Here is a 25,446-nt window from a genome sequence, read left to right as displayed (position 1 = left end):
GCGTGAATGGCCATTTCTTTTTTTCCGTTTAATTATTTAACCCGTGAAATAAGACGGAAAAGTTTTCCGGTCGATGACAGCCCGATGGCAATTCGCTGAGCGCCCCGTCATGCGGGCCTTTACGCGGAAACAGGCACGCGCAGCGCATGTCATGCGTCGGCTTGGTGCATGCAATGCACTCTGCCAAATCAATTTGAAACAATTTGTTTCAACACCCCCGGAGTGCTAGGGCATACCCCTAATATCAGTCCAAATCGAACCTTTCAATTTAGAAAGATTGCAATTGCGTCATTTCGGCCGATATTTATTTGCCTTCATCACAAAGGAGTCCTCATGAATCGCCCCAAGAGCATGCTGGTTGCCAACATCGCCTGGGCCCGCGAAACGCGTGAACACACGCCCGGCTTCTTCGACGCGCTCGCGCGCGGCCAGAATCCGCGCGTCCTGTGGATCGGCTGTGCGGACAGCCGCGTGCCGGCCGAAACCATCACGCACTGCGCGCCCGGCGAACTGTTCGTCCATCGCAACATCGCGAACCTGTTCCACCCTGACGACGACAACTCCGCCAGCGTGCTCGAGTACGCAGTGCGCGTGCTGAAGGTCGACCACGTGATCGTGTGCGGGCACTACGGCTGCGGCGGCGTGCGCGCATCGCTGCTGCCGCCGCCGGCCGACCTGCCGCACGTCGCGCGCCGCATCGCGCCGCTTTGCGCGCTCGCGCGCCGCCATCGCGACACACTCGACGGGCTCGACGACACGGCCGCCGCCGACCGCCTCGCCGAGCTTAACGTGCTCGAACAGGTTCGGCTGCTGCGCGCGTCGCCGATCGTGCGCGGCCGCGAACGGCCGCCGCTCGTGCACGGCTGGATCTTTTCGCTCGCCGACGGCCGTCTTCTGGAGCTCGATTCCGGCTACGCGGCGCCGCCCGCCGACGTCGAACCCGCGCTGGCCGCCGCCGCGCTCGGCTGATTCATCCCCCGCCCCAACGCCAATGAAATCGCCCCAACCATGAAACTGAACGAGCGCCTGTCCACCCTGCCGCGCGACATCGTCGCCGGCATCGTCGTTTTCCTCGTCGCGCTGCCGCTCTGTCTCGGCATCGCCAATGCCTCCGGCGTCGAGCCGTTCGCCGGGCTCGTGTCCGGCATCGTCGGCGGCATCGTCGTCGCGCTGCTGAGCGGCTCGTCGCTATCCGTCAGCGGGCCGGCCGCCGGCCTCGTCGTGATCGTCGTCGAAGGGATCGCACAACTCGGCAGCTTCTCCGCGTTCCTGCTCGCGGTGCTGCTGTCCGGCGTGCTGCAGTTCGGGTTCGGCATGCTGCGCGCCGGCCGCTTCGCCGCCTACGTGCCGTCGCCCGTCATCAAGGGCATGCTCGCCGCGATCGGCCTGCTGCTGATCGTGAAGCAGATTCCGTTCGCGTTCGGCATCGGCGGCTCGGCCGCGCAATCGTTTGCGAACTGGCCGAACCTGCCGGTCGCATGGGCTGCCACGGCCATCGCGCTCGCGTCGCTCGCCCTGCTGATCGCGTGGGACACGCCTGCACTGCGCCGCTTCGCGCTAGTACGCTCGGTGCCCGCGCCGCTCGCGGTCGTCGTGCTCGGGATCGGCGCGACGCTCGTGCTGGGCTTCGTCGCGCCAGCCGTTGCGCCGGGCGCCGCCCATCGCGTGACGCTGCCCGAACTCGGATCGTTCGCGGCGTTCGCCGCTTCGCTCAAGCACGCGGAGCTCGGGCCGAACTTCGCGCAGCTGGTCAATCCGGACGTGTGGCGCGTCGCGATCACGCTCGCGGTCGTCGCAAGCCTGGAAACGCTGCTGAGCCTCGAAGCGGTCGAGCAGATCGACCCGAAGCGCCGGCCGACCCAGCCCGACCGCGAACTGAAGGCCCAGGGTGTCGGCAATCTGGTCGCGGGTGCGGTCGGCGGCCTGCCGATCACGTCGGTGATCGTGCGCAGCTCGGTGAACGTCAATGCGGGCGCGCAAAGCCGGATGTCGGCCATCGTGCACGGGATGCTGCTGCTCGCGAGCGTGTTCGCGCTCACCGGCCTCATCAACCTGATCCCGCTCGCGAGCCTGGCCGCGATCCTGATCCACACCGGCTTCAAGCTCGCGAAACCGGCGCTGTTCCGCTCGGTGATGAAACAGGGGCCGGCGGCATTCGTGCCGTTCGCCGCGACGATCGTCGGCGTGCTCTCGGTCGACCTGCTGTTCGGCATCGCGCTCGGCCTCGCGTGCAGTGTGCTGGCGGTCGCCGTCGCGAACCTGAAGAGTCCCGTCACGCTCGCGCAGCATGACGACCACTTCCTGCTGTCGTTCCGCAAGGACGTGTCGTTTCTCGGCAAGGTGCAGGTCAAGCATCACTTGCGGCACATTCCGGACCGCGCGGCGGTGATCATCGACGCAACGCGCGCCGACTACATCGATCACGACGTGCTCGAATTGCTCGAGGCGTTCGTCGCCGATGCGCCGCGGCGCGGGATCGCGGTCGAGTTCCGCCGGCGCAGCCCGGCGCCGCGCCCGGCTACGCGCCGCTGGCTGTTCCGCGCGCCGGCCGCCGAATGAGCGACAGATGAAAAAACGCCCCGGCGGCGCAGGGCCGCACGGGGCGTTCCGGTCATGCGCAGCGCGCGGCGCTTACGAGCGCTGCGGGTTGAGTTTGTCGTCCTTCGAATGCAGCTTGTTGAGCGCGGAGATGTACGCCTTCGCCGATGCGGCAACGATGTCCGGATCGGTGCCGACGCCATTGACGATCCGCCCGCTCTTCGACAGCCGGACGGTCACTTCGCCCTGTGCCTGCGTGCCGGTCGTGATCGCGTTCACCGAATACAGCAGCAGTTCGGAACCGCTGCCGACTTCGCCCTCGATCGCGTTGAAGGTCGCGTCGACCGGGCCGTTGCCGCGCGCCTCGCCGGTCACTTCCTTGCCTTCGACCGCGAACACGATCTTCGCCTGCGGCTGCTCGCCCGTTTCCGAACGCTGCGACAGCGACACGAACTTGAAGTGTTCCTGCTCGTGCGCGAGCGCCGATTCCTCGGACACGATCGCGATGATGTCCTCGTCGAAGATCTCCGCCTTGCGGTCGGCCAGATCCTTGAAACGCATGAACGCGGCGTTCAGTTCGGTTTCGCTGTCGAGCGACACGCCGAGCTCCTGCAGGCGCTGCTTGAACGCGTTGCGGCCCGACAGCTTGCCGAGCACGATCTTGTTCGCGGTCCAGCCCACGTCTTCCGCGCGCATGATCTCGTAAGTGTCGCGCGCCTTCAGCACGCCGTCCTGGTGGATACCCGACGCATGCGCGAACGCATTCGCGCCGACCACCGCCTTGTTCGGCTGCACGACGAAACCGGTGATCTGCGACACGAGCTTCGACGTCGGCACGATCTGCGTCGTGTCGATGCCGACGTCGAGGCCGAAGTAGTCCTTGCGCGTCTTCACGGCCATCACGATTTCTTCCAGCGACGTGTTGCCCGCGCGCTCGCCGAGACCGTTGATCGTGCATTCGATCTGACGCGCGCCGCCGATCTTCACGCCGGCGAGCGAGTTCGCGACGGCCATCCCGAGGTCGTTGTGGCAGTGCACCGAGAAAATCGCCTTGTCCGAGTTCGGAATGCGCTCGCGCAGCGTCTTCACGAGGTTGCCGTAGAGCTCCGGCACGCCGTAGCCGACGGTGTCGGCAATGTTGATCGTGGTCGCACCTTCGGCGATCACGGCTTCCAGCACGCGGCACAGGAAGTCGAGATCGGAGCGGCTGCCGTCTTCCGGCGAGAACTCGACGTTGTCCGTGAACTTGCGCGCGAAACGCACTGCGAGGCGCGCCTGCTCGAACACCTGGTCGGGCGTCATCCGCAGCTTCTTTTCCATGTGCAGCGGCGACGTCGCGATGAACGTGTGGATCCGGAAGCTGTTGGCCGGCTTCAGCGCGTCGGCCGCGCGCTGGATGTCCTTGTCGTTGGCCCGCGCCAGCGAACAGATCGTGCTGTCCTTCACGAGACCGGCGATCGTGTGGATCGCGTCGAAATCGCCGTTCGAGCTGGCCGCGAAGCCGGCTTCGATCACGTCGACCTTCATCCGCTCGAGATGCTTCGCGATGCGGATTTTCTCTTCCTTCGTCATCGACGCGCCGGGCGATTGTTCGCCGTCACGCAACGTCGTATCGAAAATGATCAGCTTGTCTGTCATGGGGGGCTCCAGGGCTCTTTATACGGAAGTCAAACGTAATGAGATCGCGCCACCGCTGGCGACGCTCAACAACAGACGAGGCTTGAGACGGGGGGCGAGAACGGTCAGCGCGGCAGGCGCGCCAAAGCTAGCGCGCGTAGCGGCGCACCGGCTAGAAGGAGGGAGAGGCGGGACAATGCAGTCATGCCGAAGACTATAGCGGCATTCCGTTGGGTGCGCAATCGGACGGCACCCGGGAATTCCGGCGCTCGGGCCGAATAAGGGGCAAATGAAAACGGCGGCCCCGAGGCCGCCGTTTCCGCGCAGATCGCGCGTCAGTGATCGCGTTGCGACGAGCGCGCCGGATTCGCGCGCCCGCGGATCGCCATGTAGGCCCAGAACACGTAGCCCGACAGCCCGTACAGCACGAACAGGCAGAACAGCATCAGCGGCGGATCGGACGACACGAGCACGAACGCGACGACGACCAGCAGGATCGCCGCGAACGGCACGCGGTGCCGCACGTCGAGCGCCTTGCCGCTGTAGAACGGCGCGTTCGACACCATCGTCACGCCCGCGTAGATCGTCAGCACGAACGCGACCCACGGCAGCCAGCCGAGCTTCATCGGCACGCGGTTGTCGGTCGCGAGCCACACGAAGCCCGCGATCAGCGCGGCGGCGGCCGGGCTCGGCAGCCCCTGGAAGAAGCGCTTGTCGACCACGCCGATGTTCGTGTTGAAGCGCGCGAGACGCAGCGCGGCGCCCGAGCAGTAGACGAACGCGGCGAGCCAGCCCCAGCGGCCGAGATCCTTCAGCACCCACTCGTACATCACGAGCGCGGGCGCGACGCCGAACGAGACCATGTCCGACAGGCTGTCGAACTGCTCGCCGAACGCGCTCTGCGTATGCGTCATGCGTGCGACGCGCCCGTCCATCCCGTCGAGCACCATCGCGACGAAAATCGCGATCGCGGCAATTTCGAAACGGACGTTCATCGCCTGCACGACCGCGAAGAAGCCGCAGAACAGCGCGGCGGTCGTGAACGCGTTCGGCAACAGGTAAATGCCGCGCGTCTTCAGGAACCGCTGGCGCGCGGCGCGGCGGCTCTCGAGCGGCGCCGGATCGGGCGCCATCACCTTGTTGCGGCGAAACGGACGTGGCGTCTGGCCGGAGCCGTTACGCGGCCGACGCGGTTTGAATGCGGCCATCGTGCGCCCCGCCGCTTACTGCTCGAGCTCGGCGAGGATCGTCGACGACGCGTAGACCTTCTCGCCGATCGACACCTTCGCGCGGCTGCCGAGCGGCAGGTACACGTCGACGCGCGAACCGAAGCGGATGAAACCGTAGCGCTGGCCGCGCGACAGCGGCTCGCCGGCACGGACGTAGCAGAGAATCCGGCGGGCCACGAGGCCTGCGATCTGCACGGCGGTGACGGTCTTGCCGCTTGCCGTCTGGATCACGACCGCATTGCGCTCGTTCTCGGTCGACGCCTTGTCGATCGCCGCGTTCAGGAATGCGCCCGGGAAGTACTCGACCTTGGTGATCGCGCCATCGACCGGGGAGCGCTGCGAATGGACATTGAATACATTCATGAACACGCTGATCTTCAGCGCTTCACGGTTCGCGTACGGGTCTTGTGCGGTCTCGACCGCGACGATGCGGCCGTCTGCCGGGCACAGCACCGCATTCGGCTGCGCGGGGATCGGGCGCTGCGGATCGCGGAAGAACTGGACGACGAAGACGAGCAGCAGCCAGAACGGCCACGCGAAGCCGAAGCCCCCGACGGCGTGGATCAACAGCGCGATGACGGCAGCAATCGCGATGAACGGCCAGCCTTCGCGCGCGATGATCGGATGAGGATAGTTCATGGATTCGTTCTGTGTTCGGTGAATTGCAAAGCCCGTAGGATAGCAAAAGCCGCCCGGGGCACTGCTGCCTTCGGACGGCTTTTTGATACCGACCCTCCTCTCGAAGGGCCGGAACAGCACGCGGTGCTTAGTTCTTCGTCTGGTCGACGAGCTTGTTCTTCGCGATCCACGGCATCATCGCACGCAGCTTCGCACCGACCTGTTCGATCTGGTGCTCGGCCGTCAGGCGACGGCGCGACTGCAGCGTCGGTGCGCCTGCCTTGTTCTCGAGAATGAAGCTCTTGGCGTACTCGCCCGTCTGGATGTCGGTCAGGCACTGCTTCATCGCCTTCTTCGTCTCTTCCGTGACGACGCGCGGGCCCGTCACGTACTCGCCGTACTCGGCGTTGTTCGAGATCGAGTAGTTCATGTTCGCGATGCCGCCTTCGTAGATCAGGTCGACGATCAGCTTCAGTTCGTGCAGGCACTCGAAGTACGCCATTTCCGGCGCGTAGCCTGCTTCGACCAGCGTTTCGAAGCCAGCCTTGATCAGCTCGACGGTACCGCCGCACAGCACGGCCTGCTCGCCGAACAGGTCGGTTTCGGTTTCTTCACGGAAGTTCGTCTCGATGATGCCGGCACGGCCGCCGCCGTTCGCTGCCGCGTACGACAGCGCGATGTCGCGTGCCGCGCCCGACTTGTTCTGCGCAACCGCGATCAGGTGCGGCACGCCGCCACCTTGCGAGTACGTGCCGCGCACGGTGTGGCCCGGTGCCTTCGGCGCGATCATGATCACGTCGAGGTCGGCGCGCGGGATCACCGCGCCGTAGTGGACGTTGAAGCCGTGCGCGAACGCCAGCGCTGCGCCCTGCTTGATGTTCTCGTGAACTTCCTTCGCGTACACGTCGGCGATCTGCTCGTCCGGCAGCAGCATCATGACGACGTCTGCGCCCTTCACCGCTTCCGCGACTTCCTTGACCGACAGGCCGGCGTTTTCGGCCTTGCTCCACGACGCGCCGCCCTTGCGCAGGCCGACCGTCACGTTCACGCCGCTGTCCTTCAGGTTCAGCGCGTGTGCATGGCCTTGCGAGCCGTAGCCGATGATCGTGACTTGCTTGCCCTTGATGAGGGAGAGGTCAGCGTCTTTGTCGTAGAAAACGTTCATGATGGTTCCTTCGCTAATTCAAAAATTCAACAATTCGTTCGGATGGAGTACTGCGGGCCGGGACATGACGGCGCACCCGGCGTGCCTTTGGGCATCACACCTTCAGGATGCGCTCGCCGCGTCCGATGCCGGAGCTGCCGGTGCGCACGGTCTCCAGGATCGCGCCCGCGTCCAGCCCCTGGATGAATGCGTCGAGCTTGTCGCTCGCGCCCGTCAATTCGATCGTGTAGGTCTTTTCGGTCACGTCGATGATGCGGCCGCGGAAAATATCCGACATCCGCTTCATTTCTTCACGCTCCTTGCCCACTGCACGTACCTTGATCAGCATCAGCTCGCGTTCGATGTGTGCACCGTCGGTCAGGTCCACCACTTTCACCACCTCGATAAGGCGGTTCAGATGCTTCGTGATCTGTTCGATCACGTCGTCGGAGCCAATGGAAACGATGGTGAGCCGCGACAGCGATTGGTCTTCGGTCGGCGCCACCGTCAAGGTTTCGATGTTGTAGCCGCGTGCGGAAAACAGGCCGACCACGCGCGACAGCGCGCCCGGTTCGTTCTCCAGCAGGACGGAAATGATGTGTCTCATGTTCGCTTCTTCCAGAATGTGTCCGTGTCGATTCACTCGCGCCGCGCGCCGCCGCGTGCCGCACCGCCCTTCGTGAAGGCGGCCGCATCCGGGCCCAAGCGCGCGTCGCGCCGTTACAGATCTTCCGATCCGAGCAGCATCTCGGTGATGCCCTTGCCGGCCTGTACCATCGGCCAGACGTTTTCGGTCGGATCGGTCTGGAAGTCGAGAAACACGGTGCGATCCTTCAGGCGCAGCGCTTCCTTCAGCGCCGGCTCCACATCCGAAGTCTTTTCGATTCGCATCCCGACATGGCCGTACGCTTCGGCGAGCTTCACGAAATCCGGCAGCGCATCCATGTACGAATGCGAATAGCGCTTGCTGTATTCGATCTGCTGCCACTGGCGAACCATGCCGAGGTAGCGGTTGTTCAGCGAAATGATCTTCACGGGCGTGTCGTACTGCAGGCAGGTCGACAGTTCCTGGATGCACATCTGGATCGAGCCTTCGCCCGTGATGCACAGCACGTCGTCGTCCGGGTGCGCCATCTTGACGCCCATCGCTGCCGGTAGGCCGAAGCCCATCGTGCCGAGGCCGCCGGAGTTGATCCAGCGACGCGGCTTGTTGAAACGGTAGAACTGCGCAGCCCACATCTGGTGCTGGCCGACGTCCGAGCACACGAACGCATTGCCGTCCGTCAGCTCCCACGCCTTCTCCACCACGTACTGCGGCTTGATGATCTCGCTTTCGCGATCGAACTTCAGGCAGTCCTTCGAGCGCCAGCCCTCGATGTCCTTCCACCATTGCGCGAGCGCCTCGGTGTCGGGGCCATGCTCGGCCGTCTGCAGCTGTTCGATCAGCTCCTTCAGCACCTCCTTCACGTCGCCGACGATCGGGATGTCGACCTTCACACGCTTCGAGATCGACGACGGGTCGATGTCGATGTGGATGATCTTGCGCGGACGCGACGCGAAGTGCGCCGGGTCGCCGATCACGCGGTCGTCGAAGCGGGCACCGATCGCGATCAGCACGTCGCAGTGCTGCATCGCCATGTTCGCTTCGTAGGTGCCGTGCATGCCGAGCATGCCGAGGAATTTCTTGTCCGACGCGCGATAGCCGCCGAGGCCCATCAGCGTGTTCGTGACCGGGTAGCCGAGCAGGTCCGCGAACTGGTTCAGTTCACGCGACGCGTCGGCGAGGATGATGCCGCCACCCGTATAGATGTAAGGACGCTTCGCCGTCAGCAGCAGCGACACGGCCTTGCGGATCTGGCCCGAATGGCCCTTCGTGACGGGGTTGTACGAACGCAGCGACACGCTCTTGACGGGCTCGTACTGGCACGGCGTCTTCGAGATGTCCTTCGGGATGTCGATCAGCACCGGGCCCGGACGGCCGGTACGGGCGATGTAGAACGCCTTCTTGACGGTTTCCGCGAGGTCGCGCACGTCCTTCACGAGGAAGTTGTGCTTCACGCACGGACGCGTGATGCCGACGGTGTCGCATTCCTGGAAAGCGTCCTGGCCGATCGCGGCAGTCGGCACCTGGCCGCTGATCACGACCATCGGGATCGAATCCATGTAGGCCGTTGCGATGCCGGTCACCGCGTTGGTGACACCGGGGCCCGACGTCACGAGGCAGACGCCGACATTGCCGGTGGAGCGCGCATACGCATCGGCTGCGTGCACGGCCGCCTGTTCATGGCGCACCAGCACGTGCTGAATCTTGTCTTGCTTGTACAGCTCGTCGTAGATGTAGAGAACCGAGCCGCCGGGGTAGCCCCAGATGAATTCGACGTTTTCGTCGGCCAGTGCCTTCATGAGCACGGTACCGCCGATGGAGTCGCTATCGGGAGGGGAAAGGGGTTCCGACGTGGAGAATTCCGCGCTGGGCATGTTCATTTTGACCTTTCGAATTTTCGGCAAAAAATTGATCGGGTGCTCTCTGCCGGGCTTGTGGCTCGGGTTCAAGCGGCGCGTCCAGTTTGAAGGGCGGGCTTCTTGGGCCAGCCTCAAATGAGACCATCACTTCATGTTGCGAATCATTGACGATAGCGGGTCGCGATGGGGTCGTCAAGCAAAATATCCCGCACCGCATCATGCGCGCCGCCCGGCGCCCCGCCGCCGCGGCTCGCGCGCAACGTGCCGACCCCAACCCGGTGCCAAGCGGCACGAAAATTTGATAGCATCCGCGGGTTTTACGAAATTTTTCGACCTTTTACACCACGCAGCGGCCCGCAGCGCATACCTTCACGGAATGGCATCAGACAAGGAACTCGCCGACTTTCTGGCGGGCGTCGAAAGGCGCGCGTTCAAGCAGGCTGCGTACGCCGTGCGTGACGACGATGCGTCGCTCGACATCGTGCAGGACGCGATGATCAAGCTCGCAGAGAAGTACGGCGACCGGCCGGCGGCCGAATTGCCGCTGCTTTTTCAGCGGATCCTGCAGAACGCGATCCACGACTGGTTCCGCCGGCAGAAAGTCCGCAATACGTGGGTGACGCTCTTCTCGTCGCTGAACAATACCGACGACGACGACTTCGACCCGCTCGAAACGCTCGAATCCGCGGACGACAACGCGGGCGTCGAGAGCAGCGAGCACCGCCTCGAAAGAGAGCAGGTTCTGGCCCTGATCGACGAAGAAATCCAGAAACTTCCAGCGCGTCAACGGGAAGCGTTCCTGATGCGTTATTGGGAAGATATGGATGTCGCCGAGACTGCCGCCGCAATGGGGTGCTCCGAAGGCAGTGTGAAAACGCACTGCTCTCGCGCCACTCACACGCTGGCGCACGCGCTCAAGGCCAAAGGAATCACGCTATGAGCTCCGCTCCCGAAAACCGAGAACACGAATTCGCGCTGAAGGTGCGCCGCGCGCTGGACGAGCGCGCGACCGCCCTGCCGGCCGCGACCACCGACCGTCTGGCCGCCGCCCGCCGGGCTGCGCTCGCGCGCAAGAAGCCCGAAGCCGCGACCGCGCCGGTGTTCGTGCCGGCCTTCGCCGGCGCGGCCGGTGCGTACGGCACGGCGCCCGTGAACCGCCCGCAAGGGTCGTTCGCGCGCCGCCTGCTGCGCGCGTGGCCGCTCGCGCTGCTGCTCGCGGGGCTCGTCGGCATCGCCTACTGGGAAGACATGCAGCGCACCGCCGAACTCGCCGACATCGACGCGGCGATGCTCAGCGACGACCTGCCGCTCAACGCGTATCTCGACCACGGGTTCAACGCGTATCTTTCGCGCGCCCACTAACAGACAAGAACGAGGGGATCGCACGGGTGAGTCAGAAGCGCGGCCTGGCCGTATTTTTCGGATGCGTGATCGCAATCGCCGTTTCCTACGTCGCCACCTATCCCCGATTCCACCCGGCCCCCGCGACGACCACCGTCGCGGCCAACAGCCCTGCCGCGCCCGCTTCGGCCGCGACCGGGCTGACCACCGAACTCCCTGCGCTGCCCCTGCCCCTGCCGCTGCCGGCCGCCAACGGCCCGCTGTCGTGGGCGCGCCTCACGCCGGCGCAGCGCGCGGCACTCGCGCCGTTCGCCGACCAGTGGGACGGCTTCAGCGACGCCCGCAAGCGCAAATGGCTGAAGATCGCATCGCGTTTCGCGAAGTTGTCGCCCGATGACCAAAAGCGCCTGCAGGACCGGATGGCCGAATGGGCCAAGATGACGCCCGAGCAGCGCCGCGTCGCGCGCGAGAACTACCAGAGCGCGAAGGAGCTGTCCGCGCAGGCACGCGAGCGCGCGTGGAAGGCCTACCAGCAACTCCCCGAGGAGCAGAAGGAACGTCTCGCGGCCGCCGAGCGCCGTCGCAAGCCGAGCGTCGTCAGCGCACCGCCGACCGTCGCCGACCGTGACGTCCGCCGCCTCGTCAATTCGCACGAACACCCGGCAAGCGGCGCGACCACCGCACCGGCGCCCGCCTCGGCCGGCGCCGCCGCGCAGCCGGTGCCCGCGTCGTCGACCTCTGGCGCGGCGTCCGCGCCGGCCGCCGTGGCGCCGGTATCGCCCGCCGACGCGCCTTCGCTGTTCAAGGGCTCCTGAGCGGCCGTGGCAGACGCCCGCGCATCCGGGACCCCGACCGCCGCGCCGTCCGTGCGGCGGCGCCTCGCTGCGCTGCTCTACGAAGGCGTGCTGCTGTTCGGCGTCGTGTTCTTCGCCGGGCTCGCATTCAGCCTCGCGACCCAGCAACGCAACGGCCTCGTCCATCACAACCTGCTTGCCGCGTGGATCGCGCTCGTCGTCGGCGCGTACTTCGTGTGGTTCTGGACGCATGGCGGCCAGACGCTGCCGATGAAGACCTGGCGGCTGCGCCTCGAATCGTCGAGCGGCCGGCCGCTGAGCGCCGGCCACGCGCTCGTCCGCTATGCGCTCGGCTGGCTGTGGTTCCTGCCGCCGCTCGCGCTGCACCCGCTCCTCGGCCTGTCGGTGCCCGTCACGCTCGCGCTCACGGCCGCGTGGATCGTCGTCTGGGCCGGCGCCGCCCGGCTCCATGCCGGCCGCCAGTTCCCGCACGACCGGATCGCGCGCACGCGCGTCGTCGCGATACCGCGCTGACGCACCGCATTCGCCAGACGAAAACCGCTCGTCCCGCCCTCCGTCACCCGGCCCGGCGGCCTTGCCGGACAACCACCAACCGTTCCGTGCGGCAGGTTACGCAACGCCGTTTCATTCACTGCTAAACACCCTACAACGGTCGTAATAAGAACGTCTCGTGACTGTCACGGCACAGTCACGCCCGCATGGCGGAATGCCGGTAATGTCAACCGGCGCGAGTCATGCATGGGCCAGAAAACGTCCGCGACCTCACTGTTCCGTCACCCCATCGGCGCCCGCGCCGCCACTGCCTTCCTGTCCGGCTCGGCTGCAAGCGACAGCCTGGCGTCGCAAGAACCGCCTGCCGCGCATTCCACGCAGCACGAGGACCCCGACGCGCCCGCCCATCGCTACCGCACCATCTGGCTGTCCGACATCCACCTCGGCTCGAGCGGTTGCCAGGCGCCGTACCTGCTCGACTTCCTGCGCCACAACGATTCGGAATACCTGTACCTCGTCGGCGACATCATCGACGGCTGGCAGCTGAAGAAGGGCTGGTACTGGCCGCAGGCGCACAACGACGTCGTGCAGAAGATCCTGCGCAAGGCGCGCAAGGGCACGCAGGTCGTCTACATCCCCGGCAACCACGACGAAGGCGCGCGGCAGTTCTGCGACCTCGCGTTCGGCGACATCCAGGTGCGCGGCGAGGCGTTCCACACGACGCTTGCGGGCAAACGTTTGTGGATCGTGCACGGCGACCTGTTCGACGGCGTGATCCAGCACGCGAAATGGCTCGCGTATCTCGGCGACACGCTCTACACGCTGATCCTCGTGCTGAACCGCTGGTTCAACCGGATCCGCAGCCGGCTCGGCTTCCAGTACTGGTCGCTGTCGCAGTACCTGAAGCACCAGGTCAAGAACGCGGTCAACTTCATCTCGCAGTTCGAGACCGTGATGACCGACGAGGCGCGCCGCCGCGGCTGCGACGGTGTCGTGTGCGGCCACATCCACAAGGCCGAGATCCGCGACATCGACGGCGTGCTGTATTGCAACGACGGCGACTGGGTCGAAAGCCTGTCCGCGCTCGTCGAAACGATGGAAGGCGAACTGAAGATCGTCTACTGGACGGTGATGCGCACCGCGCCGTCGGAGACCACGTCGCGCAAGGCCAAGGCCACTGCCTGACACAACCCTACTTACAGGACACATGCCGCGATGAAGATCATGATCGTCACCGACGCGTGGGAACCGCAGGTCAACGGCGTCGTGCGCACGCTGAAGAGCACGTCGCGCGAACTCACGGCGCTCGGCCACCGCGTCGAAATGCTGACGCCGCTGGAATTCCGCACGGTGCCCTGCCCGACCTACCCCGAGATCCGCCTGTCGATCCTGCCGTACCGCAAGCTGCGCGCGCGGATCGATGCGTTCGCACCCGACGCGCTGCACATCGCGACCGAAGGCCCGCTCGGCCTCGCCGCGCGACGCTATGCGCGCGCCCGCAAGCTGCCGTACACGACCGCGTACCACACGCGCTTTCCGGAATACGTGCAGGCGCGCTTCGGCATCCCGCTCGCCGCGACCTACCGCTTCCTGCACTGGTTCCACGGCCCGTCGCTCGCCGTGATGGCGCCGACGCCGGTCGTCAAGCAGGACCTCGAGAAATTCGGCTTCACGAACGTCGTGCTGTGGACCCGCGGCGTCGACCTCGACGTGTTCCGGCCGATGGAATCGAAGGTGCTCAACACGGCGCGGCCGATCTTCCTGTACGTGGGCCGCGTCGCGATCGAGAAGAACGTCGAGGCGTTCCTGCGCCTCGACCTGCCGGGCTCGAAGTGGGTCGCGGGCGAAGGCCCCGCGCTCGCGGAACTGAAGTCGCGCTATCCGGAGGCGAACTATCTCGGCGTGCTGTCACAGGCCGAGCTTGCGAAGGTGTATGCTGCGGCCGACGTGTTCGTGTTTCCGAGTCGCACCGACACGTTCGGCCTCGTGCTGCTCGAGGCGCTCGCCTGCGGCACGCCGGTGGCCGCGTATCCCGTCACGGGCCCGATCGACGTGCTCGGCGGAGGCGATGCCGGCGCGATGCACGAGGACCTGCAGGAAGCCTGCCTCGAGGCGCTGAAGATCGAACGCACGACTGCGCGCGCGTGGGCCGAACGCTTCTCGTGGCGCGCGGCATCCGAGCAGTTCGCGTCGCATCTGAAGCCGCTGCCGAAGACCGCGTACTCGCCAGCCGAAGGTGCCGCCGTTTGAAACGAGACCTGAACGACAAGACCCCGCCCCCCGACGCCACGCCGCAACGGCACCGCCCGTTCGACGAGGAAGAGCCGCACGCCGAAGCGGACGTGCACGCGCACGAGCCGCTCGGCCCCGACGATCAACTGTCGCCGCTGCCGCCGAACCCGTACAAGCGCCATCGCGGCATCACGCGCGCGTGGTTCGCCCTCAAGCATTCGCTGAACGGCTTTCGCGTCGCGATCCGCGAGGAAAGCGCATTTCGCCAGGAGCTCACGCTGGCCGCGCTGATGCTCCCGATCGGCGCATTCGCGCCGGTGCCGGTCGCGTCGCGCGCGCTGCTGATCGGCTCGGTGCTGCTCGTGCTGATCGTCGAGCTGCTGAACTCGAGCGTCGAAGCCGCGATCGACCGCATCTCGCTCGAGCGCCACGAACTCTCCAAGCGCGCGAAGGACCTCGGCAGCGCGGCCGTGACGGTCGCGCTGTTCGCGTGCGTGACGACGTGGGGCTTCGTGCTCGGCCCGGTCGTCGCACGCTGGCTCGGCTTCTAGCCGACGACCGCCCGGCAAACGCCTTTCGCCCCGCCCGCGTGCGGCGCTGCACCATGCGCCGCGCGGGGCCGCGATCACGAAATGCGCCCGATGTGGCGAAACCCCGGTTTATAATCGTCCGCTAGACATAGAACAGCAACCCGCGCCGGACGAATCACGCAGCATCGATTGCAGCGCCCGCCAGTCCGGCACACACAGGGCCGGACGACATGGAAGCGAAACCTCCCCGCCGCACCCGCGAACGGATTCTCGAGTTGTCGTTGAAACTCTTCAACGAGATCGGCGAGCCGAACGTCACGACCACGACGATCGCCGAGGAAATGGAAATCAGTCCAGGCAACCTGTACTACCATTTCCGCAACAAGGACGACATCATCAACAGCATCTTCGCGCAGTTCGAGCAGCAGATCGAACGGCGGCTGCGCTTTCCCGAAGATCATCGTCCGACGATCGACGAAACCTGGTCGTACCTGCAGTACATGGCCGATTTCATGTGGACCTACCGGTTCCTGTATCGCGACCTCAACGACCTGCTCGCCCGTAACCGCACGCTCGAGACGCACTTCAAGCAGATCATCAGCCACAAGGTGCGCTTCGCGCACGACATGTGCGAGCTGCTCGTGTCCGACGCGGAAATGGTCGCGACGCCCACCGAGATCGAAGTCATCGCGACCAACATGGCCGTCATCTCGACCTACTGGCTGTCGTATCAGTACGTGATGCATCCGCGCAAATACAACGACCAGGACGCGATCCGCGAGGAACTGCACCAGGTCAGCATGCACGTGATCTCCGTGATGGCGCCGTACCTGCGCGGCCGTTCGCGCCAGCTGTTCGACGACCTGGTCTCCGGCAAGCTGCCCAAGCGCCAGTTCACCGACTACCTGCCGCCGCGCGACGGCTCGCCGCGCCCGGCCGGCAGCCCGGTCACCACCGGGCAGCCCCCCGCCAAGGATTCCAAGCAATGAAGGCAGTCTGTGTTTACTGCGGCTCGTCGCCCGGCGTGCGGCCCGTCTATGCCGACGCCGCGCGCGCCTTCGGCCGCGCGCTCGTCGATGCGGGCCTCACGCTCGTCTACGGCGGCGGCCGCGTCGGCCTGATGGGCGTGATCGCCGACGAAGTGATGGCGGCCGGCGGCCGTGCGGTCGGCGTGATCCCCGAACTGCTCGTCGACAAGGAAGTCGGCCATACGGGGCTGTCGGAACTGCACGTCGTGCCTGACATGCACCACCGCAAGAAAATGATGGCCGACCTCTCCGACGCGTTCGTCGCGATGCCCGGCGGCGCCGGCACGCTCGAAGAGCTCTTCGAGGTCTACACGTGGGCGCAGCTCGGCTATCACCGCAAGCCCGTCGCGGTCTACAACATCGATTCGTTCTACGATCCGTTGATCTCGCTCTTGCGTCATACGGTCGACGAGGGCTTCATGCGTCCGGCCTATTTCGATGCACTGTGCGTCGAATCCGATCCCGTCGAGCTGATCGAACGGCTGCGCAGCTACCAGCCGCCCGCCCACGACAAGTGGGCGCCCGACGCAGCAAAGTAACCGTCACCCGAACCCGCGCACCATGACCGCACCGTCCGATCGCAAGGCAGTCCTCATCACCGGCGCAAGTCGCGGCATCGGCCGCGCGACCGCCGTGCTCGCGGCCGAACGCGGCTGGGACGTCGGCATCAACTATGCGCGCGACGCGGCAGCGGCCGAACTGACCGCGCAAGCCGTCCGCGACGCGGGCGGCCGCGCGTGCATCGTCGCGGGCGATGTCGCGAACGAGGCGGACGTCGTCGCGATGTTCGATACCGTTGCCGCCGAGTTCGGCCGTCTCGACGCGCTCGTCAACAATGCGGGTATCGTCGCGCCGTCGCTGCCGCTCGCCGAGATGCCGGTCGACCGGCTGCGCCGGATGTTCGACACCAACGTGCTCGGCGCGTATCTGTGCGCACGCGAAGCCGCACGCCGGCTGTCCACCGACCGCGGCGGCCACGGCGGCGCGATCGTCAACGTGTCGTCGATCGCGTCCCGGCTCGGTTCGCCGAACGAGTACGTCGACTACGCGGGGTCGAAAGGTGCGGTCGACTCGTTGACGATCGGTCTTGCGAAGGAACTCGGCCCGCACGGCGTGCGCGTCAACGCGGTGCGCCCCGGACTGATCGAGACCGAAATTCACGCGAGCGGCGGCCAGCCGGGCCGCGCGGCCCGCCTCGGCGCGCAAACGCCGCTCGGCCGCGCCGGCGACGCGCAGGAGATCGCCGAGGCGATCGTCTGGCTGCTCGGCGACGCGGCGTCCTACACGACGGGCGCCCTGCTCGACGTCGGCGGCGGCCGCTAACCTGACGCACGGCGCAACAAATTCGCCGCGGAAAACAATCTGTCGTCACGGCACCACAAATCTCCACAATTTCGTGACGGTTTCAGTAAACATCCGTAATAGTTCCGTGCTCTACTAGCGACCAGTCAGACAGGCGTCATAAACGTCTGTTCTTTGCCGCCTTGATGCGGCCCTTAATGGTCCGACCCATGTCGCCGGACCACCTCGACTCGACCCGAGATCTTTTCCATGCCTGGAACCGCAGCGCCCAGCCGGCGACGCACGCCCGTGCCCGCCTCGGCCGCGCACACCCGCTCGACCGCCGACACCGACGTCACCGCGACGCTCGACGCCGCCGGCACGCCCGTCGTGGCCTCGACCACCTCCGCCAGCACCGCGCGCGACCGCTCGCTCCTGCTCGGCTGGCGGGCCTGGCTGTTCGTCGCTGCGCTGGTGTGTGCGTATACGCTGCCGGGCGTGCTCGGCCACGATCCGTGGAAACAGGACGAAACCTACACGTTCGGCATCATCCAGCACATGCTCGAGACCGGCGACTTCGTCGTGCCGACCAATGCCGGCCTGCCGTTCATGGAAAAGCCGCCGCTTTATGCGTGGGTCGCGACCAGCCTCGCCTGGCTGCTGCAGCGCGTGATGCCGCTGCACGACGCGGCGCGGCTCGCGAGCGCGCTGTTCGCCGCGCTCGCATTCGGCTGCATCGCGCGCGCGGCGCGCGTGGCCAGCCGCGCGGACTCCTGGTTCGACCTGCGCGTGATCGGGCCGGTCGTGCTGAGCGCAGGCACGCTCGTCGTCATCAAGCACGTGCACGACATGATGACGGACGTCGCGTTGTTCGCGGGCACGGCGATGGGGTTCTGCGGGCTGCTCGAACTCGTGATGCAGCAGGTCGCGCGCGCGCAGCAGATGCGGCACGGGCTGCCGGTACGCCCGTCGGCCCGCTGGGCCGCGCCGATCTTCGGCGCGGGCGTCGGCATCGCGCTGATGACAAAGGGGTTGTTCGTCCCGCTCGTGTTCGCGGCCACGCTCGTCTGCACCCTGCTGCTCTACCCGGCCTGCCGCACGCGCTCGTTCGCACGCAGCCTCGGCATCGCCGCGCTCGTGTTCGCGCCGTTCGCGCTGATCTGGCCGACCGCGCTGTTCCTGCGCTCCGAACCGCTGTTCATGACGTGGTTCTGGGATAACAACGTCGGCCGCTTCTTCGGGTTCTCCGTTCCCGAACTGGGCGCGGAAAACGACAAGCCGTTCTTCATCCTGCGCGCGTTCCTGCTCGTCGGCTTCCCGGTCGCACCGCTCGCGATCGTCGCGCTGGCCCGCGGCGCATGGCGCGACTGGCGCACGCCGCGCATCGCGCTGCCCGTACTGTTCACCAGCATCGGGCTCGTGGTGCTGCAAGTGTCCGCGACGTCGCGCCAGCTCTACATCCTGCCGTTCTTCGCGCCGCTCGCGCTGGTCGCCGCGCAGGCGATCGAACGCCTGCCGCGCCGGCTGCATCTCGCGTGGGATTACTTCAGCCGCGTGCTGTTCGGCACGACCGTCGCACTCGCGTGGGCGATCTGGGCCGTCATGGCCGATCCGGCCGCGTCGCGTGCGGATCTCGCGTGGCTCGGCCGCTGGCTGCCGCTCGACTGGACGATGCCGATCCAGCCCGCGCTCGTGATCGGCGCGCTCGCGCTGACCGTCGGCTGGCTGACGCTGCTGCCGAAGTTGCGCACGACGGGCATGTGGCGCGGCGCGCTGTCGTGGGGCGCCGGCGCGCTCGTCGCATGGGGCCTCGTCTATACGCTGCTGCTGCCGTGGCTCGACGTCGCGAAGAGCTATCGTTCGGTGTTCGACGACCTGAACGCGCATCTCGCACTCGAATGGAACGACGGCGATTGCATGGCGAGCCTGCACGGGCTCGGCGAATCGGAAGCGCCGATGCTGTACTACTTCTCCGGCATCCAGCACACGCCGATCGACGACGCAAAGTCGACGCGCTGCACGTGGATGATCGTCCAGGGTGTGCGGGCCGTCGATCCGGCGCCCGGCAGCGAATGGAAACTGTTCTGGACGGGCGCCCGCCCCGGCGACAACGAGGAACTGCTGCGCGTGTACGTGCGTACGCCCGAACAGCACCTGCAGTGACGCAGGACGGCGCGATGCGCCGTCCTGCTTGCCTTCGACTTTCGCCGCGGTAGCCCGCTCCCGTCCGACCGGTGCGCAACCCTTGCGCGATACCCGTCCTTGAGGCACCCGCGTCAATCCGCGGGTTCGCTCCCCTCTTTAGACCACTGCCCGAATCGTCAGAACGACGAACCGGGCTCGCGCAGAAACGCGGTTTCCTCGTCGGTCGATGCACGACCGAGAATCGCGTTCCGGTGCGGAAATCGTCCAAAGCGCTCGACGACGGCCGCGTGCAGCAGCGCGAAGCGGTGATAGCTCTCGCACCCGGCCTCGTCGCGAATGCCTGCGCACAGGCGCACGGCTTCACTTTGGCTCTCGACCGATTCATCGTGCTCGAACGGCAGATACGCGAACGCGCGGTGATGCCCGCCCGGCAACTGCGCATCCCAGCCGGCCGCGACGACGCGGCGCGCGAGCGCCAGCGCCTTCGGATCGGCGGCAAACGCGCGCGGCGTGCCGCGATGGATGTTGCGCGAGAACTGGTCGAGCACGACGATCAACGCCAGCGCACCCGACGGCGACCCGGCCCAGTGATCGCACGCGCCGTCGCACGCAGCGTCGAGCAGCGCGCCGTAGCGCGTGCGCAGCACGTCGTCGAACGCCGCGCCGCCGTTGAACCACACCTTGCGTTCCTGCCCGAATTCGGCCGAACCCGGCTCGCCGAACCAGAAATCCAGAATCTCCCGTGCTTGCGGATCGAGCGCTGCCGCGCCCGTTTTCCCGGTATCGATCGTCATGCAAACTCCAGTACGAGGCGCCGTGTACGCGCACTCTTCTTTTCCAGTTTCGCGACCCGCAGCCCGCCGATTTCGGACGTGTTGCGCACATGCGTGCCGCCGCACGGCTGCAGGTCGACGCTTTCGATGCGCAACAGCCGCACGCGGCCGAGGCCCATCGGCGGCTTCACGCTCATCGTGCGCACGAGTTCGGGCCGCTCGGCCATCTCGTCGTCGGTAATCCATTCGGTCGTGACCGGATGCGCGCCGCCGACCAGGCCGGCGAGACGCCGCTCGACGTCGTCGCGGTCGATCGAATCGGACGTCGCGAAATCCAGCCGCACGTAGTCGGCCGTCACGCTGCAGCCGTCGACCGCGTACGGCAGCACCGCGCACATCAGGTGCGCGGCCGTGTGCAGGCGCATGTGCCGGTAGCGGCGCAGCCAGTCGATCTCCGCGACCACCCGCGTGCCGGGCGCGAGCGTCGCGACGCTCGCTTCCTGCCCCGGCGCCGGCACGTGCACGGCGTCGTCGGGCGTCGCGCCGTCGAACTTCGCCTTGCGCGTATCGGCGATCGCGATCGTGCTGCCGTCGGGCAGCGTCAGCGTGCCGGTGTCGCCGGCCTGGCCGCCGCCGAGCGGATAGAACACCGTGCGGTCGAGCCGGATGCCGTCTTCGCCGACGGCCTGGACGACCGCGTCGCATTGCGTGAGGTACGCGTCTTCGCGAAACAGCGCTTGTGTCGTCATCGGGCGAGCCTCGTATCGATTGGGGAAAACGGCCAGTGTCGCGCCGGGCTGCACGCGCGCCCAGACGCAGATCGTCCCGCGTACGGGCAGCGGCGTACCGGTCGATCAACCGGGCCGGTTGCGCATCCAGTCGGCCGTGTCGTAGAACGAATGCATCAGCCGCTCGCGCAGCGGCTCGGGCAACCCGACATCCTCCATCGCCCACGCCATGCAGCGCAGCCACTGGTCGCGCTCGACCGACGCGATCGGGAACGGCAGGTGCCGCGCGCGCAGCCGCGGATGGCCGAACCGGCTGATGTAGTGGTCGGGGCCGCCAAGCCAGCCGCACAAGAACCAGAACAGCTTGTCGCGCGAGCCGTCGAGCGACTGCGGATGCAGCGCGCGAATCTCCGCGAACTCGGGCTCGAGGTCCATCAGGTCGTAGAAGCGGTCCACCATTTCGCGCACGCGGGCTTCGCCGCCCACGAGCTCGAACGCCGTCGGCTGGGACGGCGCATCGTCATTCACATCGGTCATACGGATAGTCGGAAAACAGGATCGTCGGGGCCGCCGGCGACGCTCATGCGTCGCGCAGCGACTGCAGCGCGGGGCGCCGCAACACATTATGCAGGCTCAGCCAGCCGGCCGCACCGGCGCAGGCAACGCCGGCCGCGATGCCGGCCGGCACGAGCCACGGATCGACGGCAAGCTGGAAGTCGAATACGCGCGACGCAAGCACCCAGCCGACCGCGATCGCGCCCGCCGATGCGAGCACGCCGGCCAGCGCGCCGACCACGACGAATTCCGCGCGCTGCACCGCATTGACCTGCGCGCGCGACGCGCCGAGCGCGCGCAGCAGCGCGGCCTCGCGTACGCGCTCGTCGCGCGAGCCGGCGAGCGCCGTGTACAGCACGAGCACGCCGGCCGCGAGCGTGAACGCGAACAGGAACTGCACCGCGCCGACCACCTGCAACATCATCCGCTGCAATTGCGCGAGGATCGGCGCGACGTCGATGGCGGTCAGGTTCGGATAGCGCGCGATCAGCGGATCGAGCAGCGCGGCATTCGATGCAGGCAAATGGAAGCTCGTCAGGTAGACGGCCGGGAAATCCTTCAGCACCGGCGGCGGCATCAGCACGAAGAAATTGACGCGGAACGAGCCCCAGTCGAGCTTGCGCACGCTCGTGACCGGCGCATCGACCGTCAGCCCCGTCACGTCGAAGCGCAACGTGTCGCCCGGCTTCACGTTCAGCGTCTTCGCGAGGCCGGCCTCGATCGAGATCTGCGGCGTGGCCGCGGTGCCGAACCAGTCGCCTTCGACGATCCGGTTGTCGGACGGCAATTCGGTCGTATACGACAGGTTGAACTCGCGGTCGACGAGCCGGCGCGCCTCCTCGGACGGATACGCATCCGGATTCACCGGCTTGCCGTTGATCGCGACGAGGCGGCCGCGCACCATCGGCGCGGGCACCGCGTCGCGCACGCCGTGCGCGGCCAGATAGGCGGCAACGTCGTCGCGCTGGTCGGGCTGGATGTCGATCAGGAACTGGTTCGGTGCGTCGGGCGGCGTCGACTGCCGCCAGCCCGCGACGAGATCGTTGCGCGTGATCGCGATCAGCAGCAGGCACATCAGGCCGAGCGCCAGCGCGGTGATCTGCAGCGCGCTGGCCGTGCCGCGCCGGTGCAGCGACGCGAGCGCGTAGCGCCAGCCGACGCCGGCGGCCACACGCGCGTTGCGTACCGCACGGGCGGCCGCGAACAGTACGAGCCGCGCGATCAGCGCAAAGCCGACCAGCGCGCCGGCGAAGCCGCCCGCGACGATCAGGCCAAGCTTCAGGTTGCCGGCCGCGACGATCAGCAGCCCCGCGAACAGCACGACGCCGATCGCATACGCAGCCCACGCGGTGCGCGACGCATCGCCCCACTCGCGTCGCAGCACACGCACCGGCGGCACGCGCGTGAGCGGCACGAGCGGCGGCAGCGCGAAGCCGAGCAGCAGCACGAGCGCGGCGCCCATGCCGATCAGCGCCGGCCACAGCGTGGGCGGCGGCAGCGCGACGTCGATCAGGCTGCCGAGTGCGGCCAGCAACGCCCAGTGGCCGCCGTAGCCGAGCACCGCGCCCGCCGCGCCCGATACGATGCCGATCCCGGCGAATTCGAGTGCAAACAGCGCGCCGAGCGTGCGGCGGCTCACGCCGAGGCAGCGCATCGTCGCGCAGCCGTCGAGATGGCGCCGCATGTAGCGTTGCGCGGCCATCGCAATCGCGACCGCCGCGAGCAGCGCGGTCAGCAGCGCGACGAGCGTCAGGAAATGGCGTGCGCGATCCAGCGTCTGCCGCACCTGCGGCTGGCCTTCCTGCAACGACTCCAGCCCGACGCCGCGCAGTTTCCCGCCGTCGACGCGTGCATGCGCAAACGCTTCGAAACGCGCGACGGCCGGTGCGTCGCCGGCGACCAGCAGCCGGTAGGTGACGCGGCTGCCATAACCGGTGAGCCCCGTCGCAGCGAGGTCGTCCGCGCGCATCATCAGCCGCGGCGAAAAATTGACGAACGAAAAGCCGCGATCGAGCTCGCGGGAAATCGACGCGGCGACCGTGAACGTGCGTAACCCGACGCGCACCGTATCGCCCGCCTTCAGGTGTAGCGCATCCAGCAGCGCGGGGTCGGCCCACACGGTGCCGGGCGCGGGAATTGCCGCGGCCTTCTGCGCGACGGTGGCGCCGGCCGGCACGATGTCCACCGCACCGCGCAGCGGATAGCCGGGCGACACGGCCTTCACGGCCGCAAGACGCGACGGTGCGGCATCGGCTGCCTGCCCGCCCGCGGCGGCCGCGATCATGCTGGGGAAAATGGCGGTCGTCGCGGTACGCAGGCCGAGCGCCTGGGCCTGCCGGCCGAACGATGGATCGACGGGGCGATCGGCGCGCACGACGAAATCGGCGCCGAGCATCTGGCGCGCATCGCGTTCGAGCCCCTGACGCAGCCGGTCGGCGAGAAAACCGACGCTCGTGAGCGCCGCGACCGCGAGCACCAGCGCGAGGACGAGCAGCGTCAACTCGCCCGCGCGCCAGTCGCGTGCGGTCATCCGGACAGCCTGGCGGATCAGGTCGCGCAGGCCGAAGCGGCCGGCCTGCGCGCGCCCGTCATGGCCGGATTGTCCGGCCGGCGGCTGCGCCGCGTGTTGCGGCCCCTTCAATCGCGCTTCCCTCCGATCGAATTGAGCCGCGACACCATGTGGTTCGCCATCCCGCGAAAACCGCCCGACACGCCGCGCCACAGGCGCGGCAGCGCCCACGCCGACGCGGCGATGAACGCGGCGAGCAGTACGAGGAACGCGAGCGGAACGAAGAATGCGAGGACAAGCCCGCCGACCACGAGGCCGTCCTCGGTCGACGACGCGACCCAGTTCGAAATCGGTTCGGGAGACAGGTTGATCAAGGCGCGCGTACCGGCCTTCGCGACGTGCGCGGCGCCGGCCAACGAGCCGCCGGCGAGCCCCGCGACCGCGAGCACGGTCGGATCGGCATGGCCGAGTGCACCGGCTGCCAGTACGGCGCCGGCCGGAATGCGGATGAAGGTATGCACGGCATCCCACAGCGAGTCGAACGCGGGGATCTTGTCGGCCAGGAATTCGGTGAGGGTGAGCACGGCCGCCGCGCCGATGACCCACGGCGACATCAGGACGGCCAGCGTATCGGGCAGATGGAGCCAGCCGACCCGCGCGAGCACGCCGGCGATCAGCACCGTCAGGTACAGGCGCAGCCCGCTCGCCCACGCGAGCCCCGCGCCGAGCGAAATGGCTTCGATCATCGCCCTCTCCTTGCACTTTCCGTGCGTTTTGCCGATTGACCGGATCGGGTCGGACAGACCGGCCGCGCGGCGCGTGGCGACCGGCACCGTGTGCCGCGAGAAGCACGACGGTATTCAGGCCCGAATGCGTTCCATTATAGACAGGCTATCCGGGTGACCGGCGCAATTCCGCGGTGCGGCACCCGGGGGCGCATGCGCGCCCGGGATGCCGATACCCGGATGCCGGCGTCAGGCGGCCGACGACAGCTTGAGGCCGATCAGCCCTGCGACGATCAGCGCGGCGCTCGCGACGCGCGCGGCGGTCAGCGCCTCGCCCATCATCACGATGCCGAACACGAACGCGCCGACCGCGCCGATGCCCGTCCACACCGCGTACGCGGTGCCGAGCGGCAACTGGCGCATCGCCACCGCGAGCAGCCCGAAGCTGGCCAGCGCCGTCACGATCGTAAATACCGACGGACCGAGCTTCGTGAAGCCATCCGACGATTTCAAGCCGGCCGCCCAGGCCACTTCCAGCAAACCGGCGATCAACAACCATACCCACGCCATCTCGACGTACTCCGTATCGGATGGGGCCGTCCCCGTTGAAACGAATGACCCGGGGTCGTCCCCGGGCGGCGCCGAGTATAACAAGATGCTTACGGACACGCCGGCTGCGGGCC

25 protein-coding genes are annotated in these 25,446 nt (G+C 67.1%); 13 read left to right on the top strand and 12 right to left on the bottom strand.

Annotated features, from left to right (window positions below):
* Positions 1–333 precede the first annotated feature (333 nt).
* Positions 334–969, top strand: coding sequence for a carbonic anhydrase (locus BLA15945_RS27185; protein ID WP_059233597.1), 636 nt, complete (start codon positions 334–336; stop codon positions 967–969).
* 39 nt (positions 970–1,008) lie between these two features.
* On the top strand, positions 1,009–2,559 hold the full coding sequence (locus BLA15945_RS27180) for a SulP family inorganic anion transporter (RefSeq protein ID WP_059233596.1): 1,551 nt from the start codon (positions 1,009–1,011) through the stop codon (positions 2,557–2,559).
* A gap of 72 nt (positions 2,560–2,631) precedes the next feature.
* On the opposite strand, the gene BLA15945_RS27175 is transcribed toward BLA15945_RS27180, so the two are convergent.
* From BLA15945_RS27175 to BLA15945_RS27150, 6 genes are all read right to left on the bottom strand, one after another.
* A complete protein-coding gene (locus tag BLA15945_RS27175) occupies positions 2,632–4,176 on the bottom strand; it encodes a 2-isopropylmalate synthase (protein WP_059233595.1) in 1,545 nt (514 codons plus the stop codon).
* A gap of 314 nt (positions 4,177–4,490) precedes the next feature.
* Positions 4,491–5,363 (bottom strand): CDP-diacylglycerol--serine O-phosphatidyltransferase, encoded by an 873-nt coding sequence (gene pssA / locus BLA15945_RS27170; RefSeq protein WP_059233594.1) that lies wholly within the window; start codon positions 5,361–5,363, stop codon positions 4,491–4,493.
* 15 nt (positions 5,364–5,378) lie between these two features.
* Complete coding sequence (locus BLA15945_RS27165) at positions 5,379–6,023, bottom strand: phosphatidylserine decarboxylase (RefSeq protein ID WP_031401923.1); 645 nt, start codon at positions 6,021–6,023, stop codon at positions 5,379–5,381.
* A 127-nt stretch (positions 6,024–6,150) separates the two neighbouring features.
* Positions 6,151–7,167, bottom strand: coding sequence for a ketol-acid reductoisomerase (gene ilvC / locus BLA15945_RS27160; protein ID WP_014896490.1), 1,017 nt, complete (start codon positions 7,165–7,167; stop codon positions 6,151–6,153).
* Between the two features lie 94 nt (positions 7,168–7,261).
* A complete protein-coding gene (ilvN, locus tag BLA15945_RS27155; protein WP_006398781.1) occupies positions 7,262–7,753 on the bottom strand; it encodes an acetolactate synthase small subunit in 492 nt (163 codons plus the stop codon).
* Between the two features lie 113 nt (positions 7,754–7,866).
* Complete coding sequence (locus BLA15945_RS27150; protein WP_059233593.1) at positions 7,867–9,630, bottom strand: acetolactate synthase 3 catalytic subunit; 1,764 nt, start codon at positions 9,628–9,630, stop codon at positions 7,867–7,869.
* 355 nt (positions 9,631–9,985) lie between these two features.
* Between BLA15945_RS27150 and BLA15945_RS27145 the strand changes: the two genes are divergently transcribed.
* The 11 genes from BLA15945_RS27145 (at position 9,986) to BLA15945_RS27095 (ending at position 19,491) form a co-directional block, all read left to right on the top strand.
* Positions 9,986–10,549: an RNA polymerase sigma factor gene (locus BLA15945_RS27145; RefSeq protein WP_048249338.1), complete on the top strand. Its 564-nt coding sequence runs from the start codon at positions 9,986–9,988 to the stop codon at positions 10,547–10,549.
* Positions 10,546–10,971, top strand: coding sequence for a DUF3619 family protein (locus BLA15945_RS27140; protein WP_059233592.1), 426 nt, complete (start codon positions 10,546–10,548; stop codon positions 10,969–10,971). Before BLA15945_RS27145 ends, BLA15945_RS27140 begins: the two co-directional genes overlap by 4 nt.
* 26 nt (positions 10,972–10,997) lie before the next feature.
* The gene (locus BLA15945_RS27135; RefSeq protein WP_174993818.1) at positions 10,998–11,765 is read left to right on the top strand and encodes a DUF3106 domain-containing protein; all 768 of its coding nucleotides are present in this window, start codon (positions 10,998–11,000) and stop codon (positions 11,763–11,765) included.
* 6 nt (positions 11,766–11,771) lie between these two features.
* Positions 11,772–12,278, top strand: coding sequence for an RDD family protein (locus tag BLA15945_RS27130; protein ID WP_059233590.1), 507 nt, complete (start codon positions 11,772–11,774; stop codon positions 12,276–12,278).
* Between the two features lie 225 nt (positions 12,279–12,503).
* A complete protein-coding gene (locus tag BLA15945_RS27125) occupies positions 12,504–13,442 on the top strand; it encodes a UDP-2,3-diacylglucosamine diphosphatase (RefSeq protein ID WP_059233589.1) in 939 nt (312 codons plus the stop codon).
* Positions 13,443–13,472: 30 nt separating this feature from the next.
* A complete protein-coding gene (locus BLA15945_RS27120) occupies positions 13,473–14,507 on the top strand; it encodes a glycosyltransferase family 4 protein (RefSeq protein ID WP_059233588.1) in 1,035 nt (344 codons plus the stop codon).
* Positions 14,504–15,040, top strand: a complete 537-nt coding sequence (locus BLA15945_RS27115) for a diacylglycerol kinase (protein ID WP_174993817.1) — start codon at positions 14,504–14,506, stop codon at positions 15,038–15,040. The genes BLA15945_RS27120 and BLA15945_RS27115 overlap by 4 nt, the downstream gene beginning before the upstream one ends.
* Before the next feature lie 209 nt (positions 15,041–15,249).
* The gene (locus tag BLA15945_RS27110) at positions 15,250–16,008 is read left to right on the top strand and encodes a TetR/AcrR family transcriptional regulator (RefSeq protein ID WP_059233586.1); all 759 of its coding nucleotides are present in this window, start codon (positions 15,250–15,252) and stop codon (positions 16,006–16,008) included.
* Positions 16,005–16,586 (top strand): LOG family protein, encoded by a 582-nt coding sequence (locus BLA15945_RS27105; protein WP_059233585.1) that lies wholly within the window; start codon positions 16,005–16,007, stop codon positions 16,584–16,586. Before BLA15945_RS27110 ends, BLA15945_RS27105 begins: the two co-directional genes overlap by 4 nt.
* Positions 16,587–16,608: 22 nt before the next feature.
* Positions 16,609–17,370: an SDR family oxidoreductase gene (locus BLA15945_RS27100; RefSeq protein WP_059233584.1), complete on the top strand. Its 762-nt coding sequence runs from the start codon at positions 16,609–16,611 to the stop codon at positions 17,368–17,370.
* Positions 17,371–17,598: 228 nt separating this feature from the next.
* Positions 17,599–19,491: an ArnT family glycosyltransferase gene (locus BLA15945_RS27095; protein ID WP_059233583.1), complete on the top strand. Its 1,893-nt coding sequence runs from the start codon at positions 17,599–17,601 to the stop codon at positions 19,489–19,491.
* Positions 19,492–19,649: 158 nt separating this feature from the next.
* Here the strand turns inward: BLA15945_RS27095 and BLA15945_RS27090 are convergent, their stop codons facing one another.
* The 6 genes from BLA15945_RS27090 to sugE form a co-directional block, all read right to left on the bottom strand.
* Positions 19,650–20,267 (bottom strand): DUF924 family protein, encoded by a 618-nt coding sequence (locus BLA15945_RS27090; protein WP_059233582.1) that lies wholly within the window; start codon positions 20,265–20,267, stop codon positions 19,650–19,652.
* Positions 20,264–20,995 carry an alanyl-tRNA editing protein gene (locus tag BLA15945_RS27085; protein ID WP_174993816.1) on the bottom strand — a complete coding sequence of 244 codons (732 nt, stop codon included), beginning with the start codon at positions 20,993–20,995 and terminating at the stop codon, positions 20,264–20,266. Before BLA15945_RS27085 ends, BLA15945_RS27090 begins: the two co-directional genes overlap by 4 nt.
* Positions 20,996–21,100: 105 nt before the next feature.
* Positions 21,101–21,511, bottom strand: a complete 411-nt coding sequence (locus BLA15945_RS27080) for a group II truncated hemoglobin (protein ID WP_174993815.1) — start codon at positions 21,509–21,511, stop codon at positions 21,101–21,103.
* Between the two features lie 43 nt (positions 21,512–21,554).
* The gene (locus BLA15945_RS27075) at positions 21,555–24,170 is read right to left on the bottom strand and encodes an ABC transporter permease (protein WP_174993814.1); all 2,616 of its coding nucleotides are present in this window, start codon (positions 24,168–24,170) and stop codon (positions 21,555–21,557) included.
* Complete coding sequence (locus tag BLA15945_RS27070; protein WP_034190778.1) at positions 24,167–24,784, bottom strand: DUF4126 domain-containing protein; 618 nt, start codon at positions 24,782–24,784, stop codon at positions 24,167–24,169. Before BLA15945_RS27070 ends, BLA15945_RS27075 begins: the two co-directional genes overlap by 4 nt.
* 228 nt (positions 24,785–25,012) lie before the next feature.
* The gene (gene sugE, locus BLA15945_RS27065; protein WP_027786846.1) at positions 25,013–25,333 is read right to left on the bottom strand and encodes a quaternary ammonium compound efflux SMR transporter SugE; all 321 of its coding nucleotides are present in this window, start codon (positions 25,331–25,333) and stop codon (positions 25,013–25,015) included.
* Positions 25,334–25,446 lie beyond the last annotated feature (113 nt).

Source organism: Burkholderia arboris (assembly GCF_902499125.1).
Lineage (GTDB): Bacteria > Pseudomonadota > Gammaproteobacteria > Burkholderiales > Burkholderiaceae > Burkholderia > Burkholderia arboris.
Note: the sequence above shows the minus strand (reverse complement) of the source record. Positions and strands in the feature narration are given on the sequence as shown.